Source organism: Arthrobacter gyeryongensis (genome assembly GCF_039543785.1).
GTDB lineage: Bacteria > Actinomycetota > Actinomycetes > Actinomycetales > Micrococcaceae > Arthrobacter > Arthrobacter gyeryongensis.
This window is the reverse complement of the sequence record NZ_BAABKK010000005.1, coordinates 95,330-112,212: the sequence shown is the minus strand read 5'-3', so window position 1 is coordinate 112,212 and position 16,883 is coordinate 95,330. Positions and strand designations below refer to the sequence as shown.

Below are 16,883 nucleotides of genomic sequence, written 5' to 3'. Positions count from 1 at the left end.
GCGGCGCTGGGTGTCAAGCAGTCCGGCGTCGTGCTCCGCTACATCCTGCAGGCCCGCGACCGCGGGCTCGGCGTCATTTTCATCACGCACAACCCGCACCACGCCTTCCCCGTGGGGGACCGGTTCCTGCTGCTCAAACGCGGGAAGTCGATCGGCTACTACGACAAGAAGGACATCACCCTGGACGAACTCACCGCCCAGATGGCCGGCGGCGCGGAACTGGCCGAACTCGCCCACGAACTCGAACAACTCGGCGGCCACACCGAAGCACTCAAGGAAGTCCAAGCCGAAGTCGCCGAAGTCACCGACGCCGCATACGAAAGCAACACCAAGCGCCACTAAGCGCGAACGTTTACAACCTGATGGAGCCACCATGGAAATGCTAATAGCCGGAAACTGGCGCGGCGCCGCCGACGGAAGGACCGAGGAAGTCCGCTCGCCCTTCGACGGCCGGACGATCGACACAGTCCCCGTTGCGACGGTCCAGGACGCCCAAGCCGCCCTTGACCGGGCCGAAATCGGCGCCCACCTGCAAAGGACAACACCGGCCCACGTGCGTGTCGATATCCTCCTGCGCGCAGCCGCCCTGGCAGATGAACGTGCCGAGGACATTGCCCAGACTATTAGCGCCGAATCCGGCAAGCCCATCACAGAGGCTCGGGGCGAGGCCAGCCGCTCCGGGAACATCATCCGTCTCGCCGCCTACGAAGGAAGCCAACTGTACGGCTCCACCCTTCCGCTGGACGCAAATGCCGGAACCGGTTTGGACAAGATCGGCTTCACCTTGCGGCAGCCGGTGGGCATCGTCGTCGCCATCACCCCGTTCAACTACCCGGCCCTGCTGGTGTTGCACAAAATTGCACCCGCGCTGGCAGCCGGTAACGCCGTCGTGCTTAAACCCGCCCGCGCAACGCCGCTGACGGCGCTGAAGCTGGCGCAGTGCTTCGTCGACGCCGGCCTACCGCCCGAGGCGCTGTCCGTGATCACCGGACCCGGCAGTTCCCTGGGCGACGTGCTCGTGACGGACCCGCGGGTCCGCAAGGTGTCCTTCACAGGCTCCACCAGCATCGGAACGCGCATCAGCTCGATCGCGGGCGTGAAGAAGCTGTCCCTTGAGTTGGGCGCTTCGTGCCCGGTAATCATCCTGCCGGACGCCGACCTCGAACTCGCCTCCACTGCGGTGGCGGCTGGCGGCTACGTCAACGCAGGCCAGGTGTGCATTTCGGTGCAGCGGGTCATCGTTGACCGCCGCGTCGAGAAAGACTTCCTGGACGCGCTTGTCCCGAAGGTTGAAGCGATCGCCTTGGGCAACCCCAAAGAAGAGGACACCCGGCTTGGCTCCCTGATTTCCGAAGAGGAAGCCTCACGCGTCCACGCATCGATCCTCGAGGCCCGCCATTCCGGTGCCCGGGTCCTCACCGGCGGTGACCGTGACGGCGCCGTGGTGACTCCCGCCGTCGTCGCCGGCGTCGATCCGCGATCCGCGCTGAGCCGGAACGAACTGTTCGGACCCGCCGTCGCGGTCTCCTCCGCGCCGGATATGGAAAGCGCCATCGCGATGGCCAACGACAACGAGTACGGACTCGGCGCGGGCATCTTCACGAGCGACGTCGCCGGAGCTGTACAGGCGATGCGGCAGATCGACGCCGGCAACATCCATATCAACTGGTCGCCGCTGTGGCGGGCGGACCTCATGCCCTACGGCGGCTTGAAAGGCAGTGGAATCGGCAAGGAAGGCGTCCGTTCTGCTGTCCAGGAAATGACCGAAGAGAAGACGGTCGTCCTGCACGGACGCCCCTGGTAACCACGACAACGGGAATAAGGCAATGACCACACCATCGCAGACCATCAGGCTCACCACGGCCCAAGCGGTCGTCAAGTACCTCTCGGCACAGTATTCGCTCGTTGACGGCGTCCGCCGCCGCTTGGTCCCCGCTGCCCTTGGCATCTTCGGCCACGGCAACGTGGCAGGCCTCGGCCAGGCACTGGACGAACTGGCGGATGACATGCCGTTCATCCAAGGCCGGCACGAGCAGTACCTGGCCCATATCTCCACAGCGTATGCCAAGGCGAGCCGCCGCCAGGCTGTCCTCGCGGTCACGGCCTCCATCGGCCCGGGCGCGCTCAACCTCGTGACCGCCGCCGGCCTGGCAACGGTCAACCGGATTCCCCTGCTGCTCCTGCCCGGCGACACCTACGCCACGCGTCACCAGGGACCCGTGCTGCAGCAACTGGAACACCCCACCGAGGCTGATGCCACGGTCAACGACGCGTTCCGGCCCGTATCGCGCTTCTTCGACAGGATCAATCGCCCGGAGCAGCTGCTGACGGCGCTTCCGCAGGCAATGCGCGTGCTCACGAGCCCCACTGACACGGGTGCAGTGGTCATTTCGCTGCCCCAGGACGTGCAATCCCACGCCTACGACTTCCCGGCCGAATTCTTCGAGCCGCGCGATTGGAAGATCCGGCGTCCGTTGCCGGACCTGGAAGAGGTCGACGACGTCGCACGGCTCATCCGTTCGGCCGAGCGTCCGGTGATTATCGCCGGTGGCGGCATCCACTACTCCGACGCCCACGCGGCCCTCGAGGCGCTGGCAGGGCAAACGGGAATTCCCGTCGTCGAGACCTTCGGCGGCAAGGGCGCCGTGACGAAGGACGAATGGTGGCAAGTGGGCGGCGTCGGACTCGAGGGCAACTTCGCGTCCAACACACTGGTCAAGCAAGCCGACCTGGTCCTCAGCGTCGGCACGCGCCTCACCGACTTCGCGACCGGCTCCCAATCGATCTTCGAAAACCCGGACGTCCGATTCGCGTCCTTGAACATCGTGGACGCCGATACCCGCAAGCAAGGCGCCACCGGGATCCTCGCGGATGCCCGCCTTGGCCTGGAAGCACTTGCCCGGGCCTTGGAGGGCCACAGCACCGCCGAAAACTGGCAGGAAACGGTCCATTCCGAGAAGGCAAAGTGGGCCCCGATCCGGTCCCAGTGGCTCGATGCCGACACTGCCTACCGCCCGGAGGACCACCCGGACGCGCCCGTCACCGGAGCCGTCCTGACCCAGCCGCAGCTGATCGGACTGATGCAGGAGCACGCGCGATCCGGCGACACCATCATTGCGGCAGCCGGAGGACCTCCCGGTGACCTGCAAAAAGTCTGGGATGCCACGGGCAACCGCAATTGCCACTTGGAATTCGGCTTCTCCTGCATGGGCTACGAAATCGCGGCCGGCATGGGCGTCCGCTTGGCCGAGGGCAATAACGACAACCGCGTGGTCACCTTCATCGGCGACGGCACGTTCCTCATGGCACCCACGGAAATCCTCACGGCGGCCCAGGAAGGCCTCAACGTCACGGTTGTCGTCTCCGAGAACCACGGCTACCAGGTCATCCACCGCCTGCAAATGAACCGCATGGGACGCGAATTCGGGAACGAATTCCGCTACCGCACCACGGGTGGCAGCGTCGCCGTCGACGACGCCCCCAAGGCGCGGCTGGACGGCGACTACCTCAAGGTGGACCTCCGGCAGATCGCCGAAGGCCTGGGCGCCCTCGCCATCCGGGCCACCACCGCGGAAGAGGTCCGGGAGGCGCTGGCCTCCACGCGCGACACCCAAGGACCCGTCGTGATCGTGGTGCCAACTGTTCCCCACGTGGACCTGCCCGGCGGCGACGTCTGGTGGGACGTAGCTCCCGCGGAAGTGTCCGGACAGGAATGGGTCCGCGCGTTGCGCTCGGACTACGAGCAGGCAAAGAGCCGCCAGCGGTGGTTCGGATGAGCACCTTGAGCGGCGGTAACCACGACGGCGGACCGCTCGACGGCGGCCGGCTGCGGCGCCGCTTGGCAGCCGGAGAGGTGACCCTGGGAACCTTCGTTGGCATGGCTTCAGCCACCGCGGTGGAAGTGTGCGCCGCTGCCGGAGCTGACTGGGTTCTGATTGATCTTGAGCACGGTTCCGGAGGCGAGGATGCCGTCCGCGACGGCGTCCTTGCCGCCGGAAGCTATGGCGTCCCCACCCTTGTTCGCGTGGAGAGCGGGGAACGGATCCGCATTGGCCGGGTCTTGGACCTAGGCGCGGCAGGCATCATGGTGCCCCGCCTGAACTCCGTTGAGGAAGCCGGCCAGGCCGTGAAGCACATGCTGTATCCGCCCTACGGCGACCGCGGCGTGGCAACGTACAACCGCGCGTGCCGCTGGGGCATGGACCGGGCTCCGTTGAGCGCAGACCAGCAGTCAGCCGTGGGAATCGTCCAGATCGAAACCCTCGACGCACTGGAACACGTGGAGGAGCTCGCGGCGCAGGACGGCGTGGATGTCCTCTTCGTCGGACCGATGGACATGTCCTTCGCTTTGGGTGTTCCGATGCAACTGGATAGCAGTGCCTTCCAAGAGGCGCTGCAGCGGGTGGTCGCGGCCGCGGAACTGCACAACAAAGCTGCCGGCATCCTCGCGGTGGACGGCATGGCGGCAGCCAAGTACGTCGGCCAGGGCTTCCGCTTCGTGGCCATCGGCTCGGACTCCACCATCATGGCGGCGGCGTTCCGGGACGCCTTCGACACCGCCCGCAATTGACAAGAATTTTCAACGAGAAAGGCATGAACGTGAGCCCAGAATCCCGCACAGTCGGTGTAGGCCTTATTAGCGTCGGATGGATGGGAAAGCTCCACTCGCGCGCCTACCAGACGGTCCCGTACGCGTACCCGGAGCTTGGCTTGACCACCAAGCTCGTCATCGCGGCGGACACAGCGCCGGATCGGGTGGACTACGCCCGCGAAGTCCTTGGCTTCGCGGAAGGCACCACCGACTACCACGATGTCCTGAACCACCCGGACGTGGATGTCGTTTCCATCTGCGCCCCCAACTTCCTGCACGCCGAGATCGGCATAGCAGCGGCCAAAGCGGGCAAGCACTTCTGGATTGAAAAGCCTGTTGGACGCGGCTATGAGGAAACCGCAGCCGTGCAGGAAGCCGCCGTGGAGGCCGGCGTCGTGACCTCCATCGGCTACAACTACCGCCACGCCCCGGCGGTGGAGCACGCCAGGAAGCTCATCGCGGACGGGCGCCTTGGGCGCATCACGAACGTCCGCGCAGTGTTCTTCTCCGGGTACGCGTCGGAGCCCAATGGCGCCCTGTCTTGGCGCTTTGACCGGAAACTAGCCGGCACCGGCGTGCTGGCGGACCTGTTCAGCCACGCTACGGACCTGTGCCAATATGTAGTTGGGCCCATCGCCGAGGTAACCGCGCTCACAAGCACGGTCTACACGCAGCGGCCCAAGCTGGCGATGGGGTCAGGGACGCACTTCGCGGTGATCGAAAACGGTGAAATGGGAGAGGTCGAGAATGAGGACTACGCTGCAGCGTTGGTCCGCTTCGGCCCGTCCGCCCGCGGGGCAGGCGCCGTCGGCACCATCGAATCCTCGCGCGTTGCCGTGGGCCCCGAATGCGGTTACCAGATCGAGGTCTATGGGACCGAAGGCTCGCTCAAATGGGACTTCGAGCGCATGAACGAACTCAAGGTCTGCCTGGGCCGCAACAACGACGAGCAGGGTTACACCACGGTCAACGCCAGCCCTCGTCACGGCGATTACGCACACTTCCAACCGGGGCCCGGCAACAGCATGGGTTTTGACGACCTCAAGGTCATCGAGGCCAAGAAGTTCCTCGTCGCCGTCACTGGAGGGCCTCAGGAAAACTCCAACATCCACGACGCCGCTTCAGCCGCTGCCATTGTCAGCGCCGCGGAAGCATCCTCGTTGTCCGGTCAATGGCAGAAGATCGAGGAAATCCACGGCACCACGGCAGCGCGGGTGTAACCATGGCACCTTCATCCGCCCGGCGACCGACGATCATGGACGTGGCAGAACGCGCCGGCGTTTCCAAGTCCTTGGTCTCACTCGTGCTGCGCGACTCACCGCGCGTCAGTGACGAACGCCGCCAGCGGGTGCTCAAGGCTGTTGAAGAGATGGGCTTCGAGTTGAACCTCGCGGCCCGGTCCCTGGCAACACGGGACAGCGGAACCATCGGTGTGCTGGTCAGCGACATGCACAATCCCTGGGCCTTCGACGTAGCCGACGCCGCACGGACCGTACTTGAAGAGGCCGGGCACACGGTCCTCTTCAGTGCGGTCACGGCGGCGGGCAGGGGAGTGGACCAGTCCATCCTCCAGGCCTTCCGGGACTTGCGGGTCGCGGGCCTGCTCGTCGTCGGAACCGTGCCTGACAAAGCACCGTTCAGCCGGGCCGTTTCCGGCGGAGCTGTGGTCTTTGCAGGTGGTGGACCGGACTACATCGATACCGCCGATATCGTGCGAAGCGACGATGCCCTCGGCATGTCCATGGTTGTTGAGCACTTGATCGCCCAGGGACACGAGAACATCGTGCACCTTGGCGGCTTGGGTGGCTCGGTTGGCCGGGAACGCGTGGACGGGTATTCGGCAGCAATGGAAGAGCACGGTCTGGCCCGTTACATCCGTGTGGTCGACGCCGACTTCTTCCAGGAGTCCGGCTATGTTGCCGCCCAAAGGGCCCTGAGTTCCCGCTCCACGCACCAGCGCCCCACAGCGCTGGCCTGCATCAACGACCTTGCCGCTTTTGGTGCCATGACGGCTGCCGATGAACGCGGCGTCGAAATAGCCGTCACCGGCTATGACAACATCGCGCTTGGTGCCATGCCGCGCCTGGGACTGACCACCGTTGACCCGGACAGCTCCACCATTGGCGTCACAGGGGCCACAACCCTCCTGGAACGCATCCATGGTGAGGGCAGCGGTTTCGTCCACCATTCCGTCACGCCCCACTTGGTCGTGCGGAAATCCAGCCTCCTCGGTCTCTAAACACAGGACTGAAGAACACCTCGTAACTACGCCGTTTTCGGCGCAGCCCCATACCTCCACATCTTCAAGGATGACGATGGCTTCCATAACAACACCCCAAATCTTTGTCGCTCTCGGCAGCGTCGAACCCGGCTTGGTGGAACCGGTCCTGTCCGAGCACCAGCGACTCATCCAGGACCCCACCGATGAGGACCTGGCCAACGCCGATGCCGCGATCGTCAGGGCCGCCTACCGCGTGGACCGGGAACTGTTGGACCGCATGCCGGCCCTCAAAGTCATCGCCCGGACCGGCGTCGGAACCGAGCTCGTGGACGTTGCCGAAGCGAACCGGCGCGGAATCCCGGTGATCATCACCCCGGGAAGCAACACGGCTTCCGTGGCCGAAGGCGTGTTCGCCCACCTGTTGGCGCTCGTCAAGAAGCTTTCCCCACTAACCGCGCTGGTCCGCGAGGGACGCTGGGAGCAGCGTGCCGCCGTCGGCGTCGGAGACCTCGAGGGATTCACGCTCGGAATCATCGGTTACGGCCGCATTGGCCGCAGGGTAGCGCGGATCGCCGAAGCCTTCGAGCTCAAGGTCCTCGCCTACGATCCGTTCGCGGAGGTTCCCGCGGAAATCCGGTGCGACACCGTAGAGGAGCTCCTTGAAGGCAGCGACTTCACTACCCTCCACGTGCCCCTGACACCCGAAAACCAGAACCTCATCAACGCGGACCGCCTCAAGGTCATGAAGCCAGGAGCGGTCCTCATCAACTGCAGCCGTGGCGGCCTCATCGACCTCGACGCCGCATGCGAGGCGCTGCGGTCCGGACAGCTCTCCGGGCTCGGCCTGGATGTGTACGATCCCGAGCCGCCCGCGCACCACCCGCTGTTCGACCATGAAAACGTGGTCCTGACTCCGCACCTGATGGGATTCACCCGGCAAGGCATGGCCCACACCGTCAGGGACGCCGCCCAAGGTGCGGTCGACGTCCTCGCTGGCCGCACGCCCGCCGCGGTGGCAGCGCCATGACAGGTCCCAAGCCAGGCACGTCCCCGTCAATCGTCCAAAACCAATCCAAGCCCGGCTTTTCCCGGGCAACTCGCTAGAAAGGACCTCCACACATGTCCACTGAACCAGCCGTGAAGCCCCTCAAAGTTGCGTTGTTCGGATCGGGCCGTATCGGGCAGGTCCATGCTCGGAACATCGCTGCCCACCCGGACCTGGAATTGGCATGGATCGCCGACCCCTTCATTGAAGGAGCCCGCAAGTTGGCGGCCGGAACCGGCGCTGTCGCCGTCGAGTCGGCCGACGAGGTCTTCGCGAACGGCGACCTTGACGCCGTCGTGATCGGCTCGCCCACCAACACGCACGTGGAGCTGATCGCACGCGCCATGGCTCAAGGCGTGGCGGCCCTCTGCGAGAAGCCAATCGACCTCGACATCGATCGTGCGCTCGCCTGCCGCGACGCCATCCGAGGCAACAACACGCCCCTTATGCTCGGGTTCAACAGGCGCTTCGATCCGAACTTCGCGGCCATCCAGTCACGCGTCGCAGGGGGCGAGATCGGCCGCCTCGAACAGCTGACCATCATCAGCCGGGACCCCGCGCCCGCGCCGGCGGCCTACATTGCCACCTCGGGAGGGATCTTCCGGGACATGAGCATCCACGACCTGGACATGGCCCGGTTCTTCGTGCCGGACATCATCGAAGTTTCCGCTACCGGTACCAACGTGTTCTGCGACTACATCGAGGAAGCCGGTGACTTCGACTCCGTGGTCATCACCCTCAGGGGAAGCGAAGGCGAACTCGTCACCATCACCAACTCCCGCCACAGCGCCTACGGCTACGACCAGCGCCTGGAGGCGTTCGGCAGCGAGGGAATGCTCAACGCGGGCAACGTCAGCCCGACGACGGTGCGCAAGTACGGTGCTACCGGCACCGAAGAGGCGGACGCCTACCTGCCGTTCTTCCTGGAGCGTTACGCCGAGGCCTACCGGAACGAGCTGGACAGTTTCGCCAAGGCCATCCGCTCGGGCACTGCCTGCAGCCCGGGATTCGACGACGGCCTGCAGGCACTTGCCCTGGCCAACGCTGCCGAAGAGTCCGCCCGCTCGGGCCGCGCAGTTAAGATCGGGCAGCCGTAGCCATGCCACTTCTCCAAGACAAAGTGATCCTCATCAGCGGGGGCACGCAGGGTTTGGGGGCCGGCGTCGCACGACGCGCAGCCGCCGAAGGTGCGGCCGGGATTGCGATCACCGGGCGGAACGCGGACTCAGGTGAACGGCTCGCCGCGGAGATCACAGCCTCCGGCGTCGAAACCCGGTTCATCAAGACGGACCTCGCCGACGTCGAACAGGCCCGGAACTCGGTGCTTGAGACGATCAACGTTTTCGGGCAACTCGACTGCGCGGTCAACGCGGCGGGCCTGACCACCCGTGGCACCATGCTGGACACCACGCCCGAGCTTTTCGACGCGCACATCGCGGTGAACCTGAAATCGCCGTTCTTCATCATGGCCGAAACCATCAAGCATCTTTGTAGCAGGGGTGTGCCAGGAAGCATCGTGAACGTCATCTCGATCGCCGAACTGGGCGGGCAGCCGTACTTGGCGCCGTATGTGGCGGCCAAGGCCGGCCTGGCCGGGGCAACCCGCAATGCGGCGCATGCCCACCGTTGGGACAAGATCCGCATCAACGGGCTGGATATCGGCTGGACCGCCACGGACGGCGAAGCCGAAACCCAGAAGAAATTCCACGGCGCAGGGGACGACTGGCTCGAAAAGGCCAACGCATCCGTCCCCATGGGAAAGCTCGGCCAAGTGGACGAGATCGCCGAATTCATCGTCTTTCTCCTCTCCGACAGGAGCGGTGTTGTCACAGGCTCGGTCATCGACTGGGACCAAAACGTATACGGAGGATCAGATTGAGCACCATCACCAAGCGCCTTGCCGCAGCACCCATTTCCTGGGGCGTCTGTGAAGTCCCCGGATGGGGCCACCAGCTTGAGGCCGACAGGGTCTTGTCCGAAATGACGGAGCTGGGAATCAGTGCCACCGAGTTCGGCCCCGCCGGCTTCCTCCCCGAGCAGGCCACCCAACGCGCGGAGGTGCTGAAGCGGCACAACCTCCAGGCCATCGGCGGATTCTTCCCAGTCATCCTGCACGATCCGTCCAAGAACCCCTTGGATGTCGTGTCGGCCGAGTTGGACGCGTACGAAGCAGCCGGGGCCAGCGTCATGGTCCTTGCCGCGGAGACGGGCGTCGCAGGTTACGACCAGCGCCACGAGCTCGACGCCGAAGGCTGGGAGCTGTTCGGCAGGAACCTCGACGCCGTGGTCAAGGCCGCCGCTGACAAAGGTATCCAGGCGGTGGTCCACCCGCACGTGGGAACCATGATTGAAAGCACCTCGGATGTTGACCGGGTCCTGAACGACACTGCTGCGAACTTGTGCCTCGACACGGGTCACCTGCTCATCGGTGGCACCGATCCTGCCTTGCTCGTCCGCGGCTACGCAGCCCGTATCGGCCACACCCACCTGAAGGACGTGCGAACCGCCGTCGCGCAGCGTGTCCAGGCCGGTGAGATTTCCTACACCGACGGCGTCAAGGCAGGGATGTACGTGCCGCTGGGCCAAGGCGACGTAGGCATCGCCGGAATCGTCCGGGACCTGCTGGACGCCGGTTACGAGGGCTGGTTCACCATGGAGCAAGACACCATCCTCGAAGCCGAACCTACCGACGACGGTCCGGTCCGGGATGTGCGGCAGTCCGTGGCCTTCCTGCGTCAACTCGAAACGGAAATCAACCGATGAGCGCGGTCCGCTGGGGAGTGCTGACCACGGCACGGATCGCCCAAGGCAGGTTCCTGCCCGCCATGAGCCGGGCTCGGAACGCAGTTGCGTCGGCCATCAGCAGCCCGAACGGAAAGGCTGCCGAAGTTGCAGAGCGCTTCGGCATCCCGGCCGCCTATTCTTCCCACGAGGAATTGCTGGCCGATCCAAGCATCGAAGCCGTCTATCTGCCCTTCCCCAACTCGCTGCATGCCGATTGGATTGTGGCGGCCGCAGAGGCTGGAAAGGACATCCTCTGCGAGAAACCACTCGTTGCCAACACCCACGACTATCGCCGGGTGCTGGAAGCCTGCGAACGCAACGGGGTGAACCTGATGGAAGCGTTCATGTACCGCTTCCATCCCCAGCACCAGAAGGTCCGTGAGTTCATCGACTCGGGCAAGATCGGCGAGTTGGTGTCCATGCACGCCCGCTTCCACTTCGTCATGGACCGAAGCGAAGGCGAGGTCCGCCTCCAGCCGGGAATGGACGGAGGTGCGCTCAACGACGTCGGTTGCTACGCCGTCGACATCATGAACATGGTCATGGGCCGTGCGCCACAAACCGTCTACGGCAAAGGCACAAGCCGCACGGACCCGGTGGAAACGACCATGGCCGCGATCCTGGACTATGGGGATGTCCTAGGAACGCTGGACTGCGGCTTCGAAGGCCCGCGCACCAACACGTTCCAGATCATCGGCACGAAAGGCCACATCACCCTGGACAAGGCTTTCGACCCGGACCCGGGCGAAATTGCCCGCGTTACCGTGTCCTTCCGCGACGGCCGGACCGAATCAGTCGACATCGGGGAAGACCCGTTCAAAACCGAAATCGAACGGTTCAGCGCGTGGGTGCGCAACTCCGGACCCGAACTTGTCCACAGGGAATTGACCGAACAAAACCTGGCCGTCCGGCTGGCGCTCCAGGAATCACTCGCCACCGGCTTGCCGCGGGATGTCAACGAAGTACATGCCGTGGAGCACCACCTACTACAGGAGCAGTAATGACCATCATCAACCACTTCATCAGCGGAGCCGAGGCTGCCGGCAGCGGCACGGGCACCAAGCCTGTCTACAACCCGGCCACGGGTGCCGTGACGGCCCAGCTTCGCCTGGCCAACCTGGCTGATCTGGACGCCACCGTTGCCGCCGCAAAGAAGGCTGCTGCGTCCTGGGGCGACATTTCGCTGGCCAAGCGCACCGCCGTGCTGTTCAAGTTCCGTGAACTCGTGGCTTCGCATGTGGACGAATTGGCTGCCTTGATCACCGCCGAGCACGGCAAGGTCCTCAACGACGCCAAGGGCGAGATCGGCCGTGGACTCGAGGTCATCGAATTCGCGTGCGGCATCCCGCAGTTGCTCAAGGGTGAGTACTCGGACCAGGTCTCCACAGGGATTGATGTCTTCTCGTTCCGGGAGCCCGTCGGCGTGGTCGCGGGCATTACCCCGTTCAATTTCCCGGTCATGGTGCCGCTGTGGATGGCGCCGATGGCGATTGCGACCGGAAACGCGTTCATCCTCAAGCCCTCCCACCGAGTACCCTCGGCTGCGATGCTGCTGGCAAAGCTGTGGAAGCAAGCGGGCCTGCCCGACGGTGTATTCCAGGTCCTGCACGGTGATCGCGATGTCATCTCCGGGCTCCTGACGCACCCTGACGTGGACGCCATCTCGTTCGTGGGTTCCACTCCTGTTGCGAAGCACATCCTTGAAGTAGCGACGGCTCACGGCAAGCGGGTCCAGGCCTTGGGCGGGGCGAAGAACCACGCCATCATCATGCCCGACGCCGACCTCGACAACGCCGCCGACCACCTGGCCGCAGCCGCGTTCGGTTCCGCCGGGCAGCGTTGCATGGCAATCTCTGTTGCGGTCGCCGTCGGCGATGCCGCCGATCTGCTGGTCAAGAAGGTTGAAGAGCGTGCCCTCGACGTCAAGGTCAAGAACGGCACCGAAGCCGACGCCGACATGGGGCCCGTGATCAGCCCCGAGTCCCGCGAGTTCATCGTCAAGACGGTGACCGAAGCAGAGCAGGCCGGTGCTGCGATGGTCGTGGACGGCCGCGACTTGGTGGTCCCCGGCCACGAGGACGGTTTCTGGGTCGGCCCCACCGTGATCGACCACGTCAAGACCGAAATGAGCGCTTACCAGGAGGAGATTTTCGGACCCGTCCTGGTGGTGGTGCGGGTAGAGGACCTGGATGAAGGCATCCGACTGATCAACGCCAATCCGTACGGCAACGGCACGGCGATCTTTACGTCCTCGGGAGCGTCCGCCAGGAAATTCCAACGTTCAGTGGACGTTGGCATGATCGGCATCAATGTGCCCTTGCCTGTTCCGGTGGCGTACTACTCCTTCGGCGGCTGGAAAGCCTCGCTGTTCGGCGACAAGCACATCTACGGTCCCGAGGGCGTCTCCTTCTACACCCGCGGGAAGGTCATCACGTCCCGCTGGCCTGAGTCGACCCACGCTTCGGGAGCTTCGTACAACTTCCCGTCCAACTGAGGCGGACCGCTCGGTGACGGCTGCGCTGGCTGCAGCGCAGCCGTCACGTGGGCCGGGCGAAACGGTGGCAGGATCGAAGCATGACTGTGTCGTTCACATGCCGTACTCATATCGGAATGGAGCCCGGGGAGCTCTTCGACCTCGCCCGCAATGTCGACGCGCACGTCGGCTCCATGGCCAGGTCCCGGGAACGTGCGGTTGGCGGCGTCGTGTCCGGGCTGCTCTCGGAAGGCGACGAGGTCACCTGGCAGGCCTGGCATTTCGCGGTGCCCCTGCGGATGAGCAGTCGGATCACACGGTTTCGCTTCCCTGATTCGTTTACGGACGAGCAAGTGCGGGGTCCCTTCCGTTTCTTCCGGCACGTGCACGAGTTCCTTCCCGACGACGGCGGCACGCTCATGATCGATCGCGTCGAGTTCGCGGCGCCCTTCGGCGTCGTGGGCCGGCTTGCGGAGAAAGCCTTCCTGGGGCGATATCTGCAGAACCTCATAGAACAGCGCAACGAATACCTTGCCCGCAACGGTGCCGCCGCATGATCAGGGCGGCCCGCGCGGACGAACTGGAACGGCTCCGCGCGATCGAATTCGCCGCGGGGGAGATCTTCCGTTCTCGCGGGATGGACGCTATTGCAGACGACGAGCCATTGACCGTCACGGAGTTGGCTATCTTCCAGGCACGCGGCGGAGCTTTGGTCTTTGCCGACGCGTCAGACGTACCCGTGGCCTATCTCCTGCTTGAACACCTCGACGGCAATGCGCACGTGGAGCAGTTGAGTGTCCACCCATCGCATGCGCGGCAAGGTCTCGGGAGCGAGCTGCTGGACGTCGCCGAAAAGTGGGCGCACGCGGAGGGCTTGGAGTGGCTGACCCTGACCACTTTCCGCGATGTTCCGTGGAATGCGCCCTACTATCGCAGGCTGGGTTTCGAGGAACTGGGCCCGGAGATGTTGGAGGACGGACTCCGGGGCATCCTGGAATGCGAGGGCTTGGTGGGCCTGAGCCGTTGGCCGAGGATCGCCATGCGGCGGCGCGTCAGATCAATCCTCATACAGGGGAATTCTGTCAGTCTGTATTGACAGGTACATGCTGTCAGTTCAAACTGACAGCATGAACGGTGATGAGCTGACTTCCCACATCCCTGCGACGGACCCGGCAATCGGCCTCCGCGCAGTGGGTGCCCTGCATCGCTTGGCCGAAAAAGTCGAGGCCACCAACGTGGCCATCGCGCGGCAGCAGGGCTGGTCCTGGGAACAAATCGGTGATGCTTTGGGCGTCTCCAAGCAGTCGGTCCACGCCAAATACGGAAAGTGAGCCTGTCATGTTTGAACGATTTGCCGGCGAAGCCAGGACCGCTGTCCATGCCGGCGCCGAGGAAGCCAAACGCCGCGGAGACCGCAGAATTGGCACGGACCATTTGCTGCTGGGATTGCTCCACGACCCCGAGAGCTGCCGGACTTTGGAGACAGACCTGGAGTCGGCCCGCGCCCAGCTCGATGCCCTCGACCAGCAGGCGATGGAGGCCGTGGGCATCACGCTGGGGGATTTCGGCCCGCTGGATGCGCCCAAGGGAAGCAGTCGAACCACCTTCACGTCGGCCGCCCGCTCAGTCATCCAAGACTCCTTGGTATTGACCACCCGGGAGAAGGCCCGAAGGATCAGCGCGCGGCACCTTCTGCTCGCCCTGCTGGAGCGGCATGAACCGGATCCGGCTGCCGTCCTGCTGCATAAGCTGGGCGTGGATACGGCGGCACTGAAGGCCCGGCTCGAGAATCCGGAGTCCTAGGCCGACTGTCGTTGCGGGCGCCAATAGTACAGGTCCCCGAAATAGTGTTCCGTCATAGTCGGCGGGTCCGCGCCGGGCGAATTACTGGTCACTTGGCTGGGAGCGGACTGGTGGAAGCCTGGCAGGGGTGGGGCTGTCGAGCGGTAGGTATGCCCAGTGGGAGTGCGGATGTCGAGGACATGCCGTGTCCCGGGGCGTGTTGTTGCTGCTCTGGTTTGTGGCGTCCAGCCGGGGAGTTCTTTGATGTGGTTGCAGGCTTCGCAGAGGCCGGCACCGTTGGCCAGGCTGGTGGGGCCTTCGTCGTGCCAGGGGATGATGTGGTCGAAGTGCCGGATGGGTGCGTCGCAGTACGGGGTGCGGCAGGTGTCGTCGCGGGCCTGGATGAAGCGCCGCATGCCCGCGTGGAAGAGCCGCGCCCGGGAATCAGTGGCGACAAGCTCGCCGGTCCCGGGGGCGGTGAAGAGACGGCGGAGCCAGAGCTTGAGATCTTGGTCTTGGCCGGGCTGGCCGTGCCCGGGTTTGCTACCTTCGGCTTGGTTCTGGTTCTGGTTCCCGGCCAGGAGTTCCCTCGCCCAACCCGCGGGGACGATGCCGTAGCCGGGCAGGCGTGCCGGTTCGGTATCGCCTTGGAAGAGGGTGCGGTCGGTCATGACGAGCTGCACCTCGACCCCGCTGATCCCTCCTGGGGTGCCGGTGGTGCGTTCGACCAGGGCATCGGCCATGATCTGTCCTCGGCTGCGGGCGTCCCCGCCGGAGCGCAGCGAGTCTGCATGCCGGGTCAGGGCCGCGTGCACGGCCACGCCCTGCGCGACGGGAAGAAGCGCGGTCAGATAGGTCATGGTGTCCGGGGCCGGGCGCAGGCTCACGTGCCGTTCGGTGGCGGCGTGGCTGGCACGTTGGGTGACGGAGCGGGGGTCCCGGCGGTAGGCCGCGGCCCGCGCCGCGGCGATGATTGCCTTGTCTCCGGCGCCGTCGAAGGCCCCGGTGTCGGCGGCGAGTTCCTCGTCCACCGCGCAGCGGTCCTCGGCGGACAGGCAGGCTGTTTCCTTCACGAGCAGGGTCGCCCGCCATTCGTTCAGCCGTCCGGTGTCCAGTGCGGCGAGGGTGCGTGGCATTTCGCTCACGAGCGCCTTGGCCAGGCCGTGGAGCCGGGATCCCCGGGCCGGTGACTCCCGCCGGGCCAACGCGATTTGGGCTCCGACGCCGCGTCCCTGTTCCTCGGCCGGGACACCCGCCGCCGCGTCGGCGCTGCGCTGGGCGGTATCGAAGGCGACGGCGATCTTCGCCTGCGCAGCCGCGGCCGCGGACTTCAGATCCTCCAGGGCACGCAACTGGTCAATCAGTTCAGTACTGACGGAGCCTGGCCGAAGCGATCTCACGGCGTCGATCAGATCCTCCACCCGAAGGCACGGCCCCTGGACGCACGGGCCAGCAGCCTCCGGAACCGCATCGCCGAACGGCGCGCCTCCTCCGATCAGCTGTGTTCCCCGGTTCCCGGCCATAACCAAAGCATTCCAGAGGGGTCTGACATTAATAGTTCTCCACCATGTTGCATCCGATCAGGTCGGTCCGTTGTGACGGTTTGATTCAGCCATGTGTCTCGCTTGTCGGTCTCTCTTTTCAGGGCTGTACTTGGTCGACGACCAAGTTGACCTCACGGAACTTCTACCTGGGGAGTGAAGAGGCTTTCGTTTGGGCTCCAGGGCATATATGCAGCGTTTGGATTTAACTCTGGTGCTCGTGGTTCTGGGGTGTTACTTTCCGACCAGCCTTTCAACTTGGGGGGAGGCGATTGAATCAGGATCGGTTGAAAGGCGGACCTTTATGTTGACGCGTCAAAAAATAAGTGCAGGAGCTACTGCACTCGGACTTATTCTGGTGGGGATTCAGCCGCAAGCTGTTTTCGCTAAGGACCATGAGGATCCGGCACAGCCCGATTTACCAGCCGCGGGAGTGAGTCTGGCTA

General features: G+C 64.7%; 16 protein-coding genes and 1 pseudogene. 16 read left to right on the top strand and 1 reads right to left on the bottom strand.

What is annotated here, in order from left to right; all coding sequences use genetic code 11:
- The 16 genes and pseudogenes from ABEA18_RS03835 to ABEA18_RS03760 all read left to right on the top strand — a co-directional run.
- Positions 1–342, top strand: a pseudogene (locus tag ABEA18_RS03835) (sugar ABC transporter ATP-binding protein); the annotation flags it as partial.
- A gap of 31 nt (positions 343–373) precedes the next feature.
- Positions 374–1,804: an aldehyde dehydrogenase family protein gene (locus ABEA18_RS03830; protein ID WP_345447997.1), complete on the top strand. Its 1,431-nt coding sequence runs from the start codon at positions 374–376 to the stop codon at positions 1,802–1,804.
- 22 nt (positions 1,805–1,826) lie between these two features.
- The gene (gene iolD / locus ABEA18_RS03825; protein ID WP_345447996.1) at positions 1,827–3,776 is read left to right on the top strand and encodes a 3D-(3,5/4)-trihydroxycyclohexane-1,2-dione acylhydrolase (decyclizing); all 1,950 of its coding nucleotides are present in this window, start codon (positions 1,827–1,829) and stop codon (positions 3,774–3,776) included.
- Positions 3,773–4,570, top strand: a complete 798-nt coding sequence (locus tag ABEA18_RS03820; protein WP_345447995.1) for an HpcH/HpaI aldolase family protein — start codon at positions 3,773–3,775, stop codon at positions 4,568–4,570. Before iolD ends, ABEA18_RS03820 begins: the two co-directional genes overlap by 4 nt.
- Positions 4,571–4,593: 23 nt before the next feature.
- A complete protein-coding gene (locus ABEA18_RS03815) occupies positions 4,594–5,811 on the top strand; it encodes a Gfo/Idh/MocA family protein (protein ID WP_345447994.1) in 1,218 nt (405 codons plus the stop codon).
- Between the two features lie 2 nt (positions 5,812–5,813).
- Positions 5,814–6,830: a LacI family DNA-binding transcriptional regulator gene (locus tag ABEA18_RS03810; protein ID WP_345447993.1), complete on the top strand. Its 1,017-nt coding sequence runs from the start codon at positions 5,814–5,816 to the stop codon at positions 6,828–6,830.
- 76 nt (positions 6,831–6,906) lie between these two features.
- The gene (locus ABEA18_RS03805) at positions 6,907–7,839 is read left to right on the top strand and encodes a hydroxyacid dehydrogenase (protein WP_345447992.1); all 933 of its coding nucleotides are present in this window, start codon (positions 6,907–6,909) and stop codon (positions 7,837–7,839) included.
- Positions 7,840–7,931: 92 nt separating this feature from the next.
- Positions 7,932–8,954: an inositol 2-dehydrogenase gene (gene iolG, locus ABEA18_RS03800; RefSeq protein ID WP_345447991.1), complete on the top strand. Its 1,023-nt coding sequence runs from the start codon at positions 7,932–7,934 to the stop codon at positions 8,952–8,954.
- 2 nt (positions 8,955–8,956) lie between these two features.
- Complete coding sequence (locus ABEA18_RS03795) at positions 8,957–9,736, top strand: SDR family oxidoreductase (RefSeq protein WP_345447990.1); 780 nt, start codon at positions 8,957–8,959, stop codon at positions 9,734–9,736.
- Positions 9,733–10,620 (top strand): sugar phosphate isomerase/epimerase family protein, encoded by an 888-nt coding sequence (locus tag ABEA18_RS03790; protein WP_345447989.1) that lies wholly within the window; start codon positions 9,733–9,735, stop codon positions 10,618–10,620. Before ABEA18_RS03795 ends, ABEA18_RS03790 begins: the two co-directional genes overlap by 4 nt.
- Positions 10,617–11,642 (top strand): Gfo/Idh/MocA family protein, encoded by a 1,026-nt coding sequence (locus tag ABEA18_RS03785; RefSeq protein ID WP_345447988.1) that lies wholly within the window; start codon positions 10,617–10,619, stop codon positions 11,640–11,642. Before ABEA18_RS03790 ends, ABEA18_RS03785 begins: the two co-directional genes overlap by 4 nt.
- Complete coding sequence (locus tag ABEA18_RS03780; protein ID WP_345447987.1) at positions 11,642–13,135, top strand: CoA-acylating methylmalonate-semialdehyde dehydrogenase; 1,494 nt, start codon at positions 11,642–11,644, stop codon at positions 13,133–13,135. Before ABEA18_RS03785 ends, ABEA18_RS03780 begins: the two co-directional genes overlap by 1 nt.
- 80 nt (positions 13,136–13,215) lie before the next feature.
- On the top strand, positions 13,216–13,671 hold the full coding sequence (locus ABEA18_RS03775) for an SRPBCC family protein (RefSeq protein ID WP_345447986.1): 456 nt from the start codon (positions 13,216–13,218) through the stop codon (positions 13,669–13,671).
- Entirely contained in the window at positions 13,668–14,210 is a 543-nt protein-coding gene (locus tag ABEA18_RS03770; protein ID WP_345447985.1) for a GNAT family N-acetyltransferase, read from the top strand. Before ABEA18_RS03775 ends, ABEA18_RS03770 begins: the two co-directional genes overlap by 4 nt.
- 31 nt (positions 14,211–14,241) lie before the next feature.
- Positions 14,242–14,445 carry a hypothetical protein gene (locus tag ABEA18_RS03765; RefSeq protein WP_345447984.1) on the top strand — a complete coding sequence of 68 codons (204 nt, stop codon included), beginning with the start codon at positions 14,242–14,244 and terminating at the stop codon, positions 14,443–14,445.
- Positions 14,446–14,452: 7 nt separating this feature from the next.
- Entirely contained in the window at positions 14,453–14,917 is a 465-nt protein-coding gene (locus tag ABEA18_RS03760) for a Clp protease N-terminal domain-containing protein (protein ID WP_345447983.1), read from the top strand.
- Here ABEA18_RS03760 and ABEA18_RS03755 read toward each other — a convergent pair.
- Positions 14,914–16,419, bottom strand: coding sequence for an HNH endonuclease (locus ABEA18_RS03755; RefSeq protein WP_345447982.1), 1,506 nt, complete (start codon positions 16,417–16,419; stop codon positions 14,914–14,916). The genes ABEA18_RS03760 and ABEA18_RS03755 overlap by 4 nt on opposite strands.
- Positions 16,420–16,883: the final 464 nt, after the last annotated feature.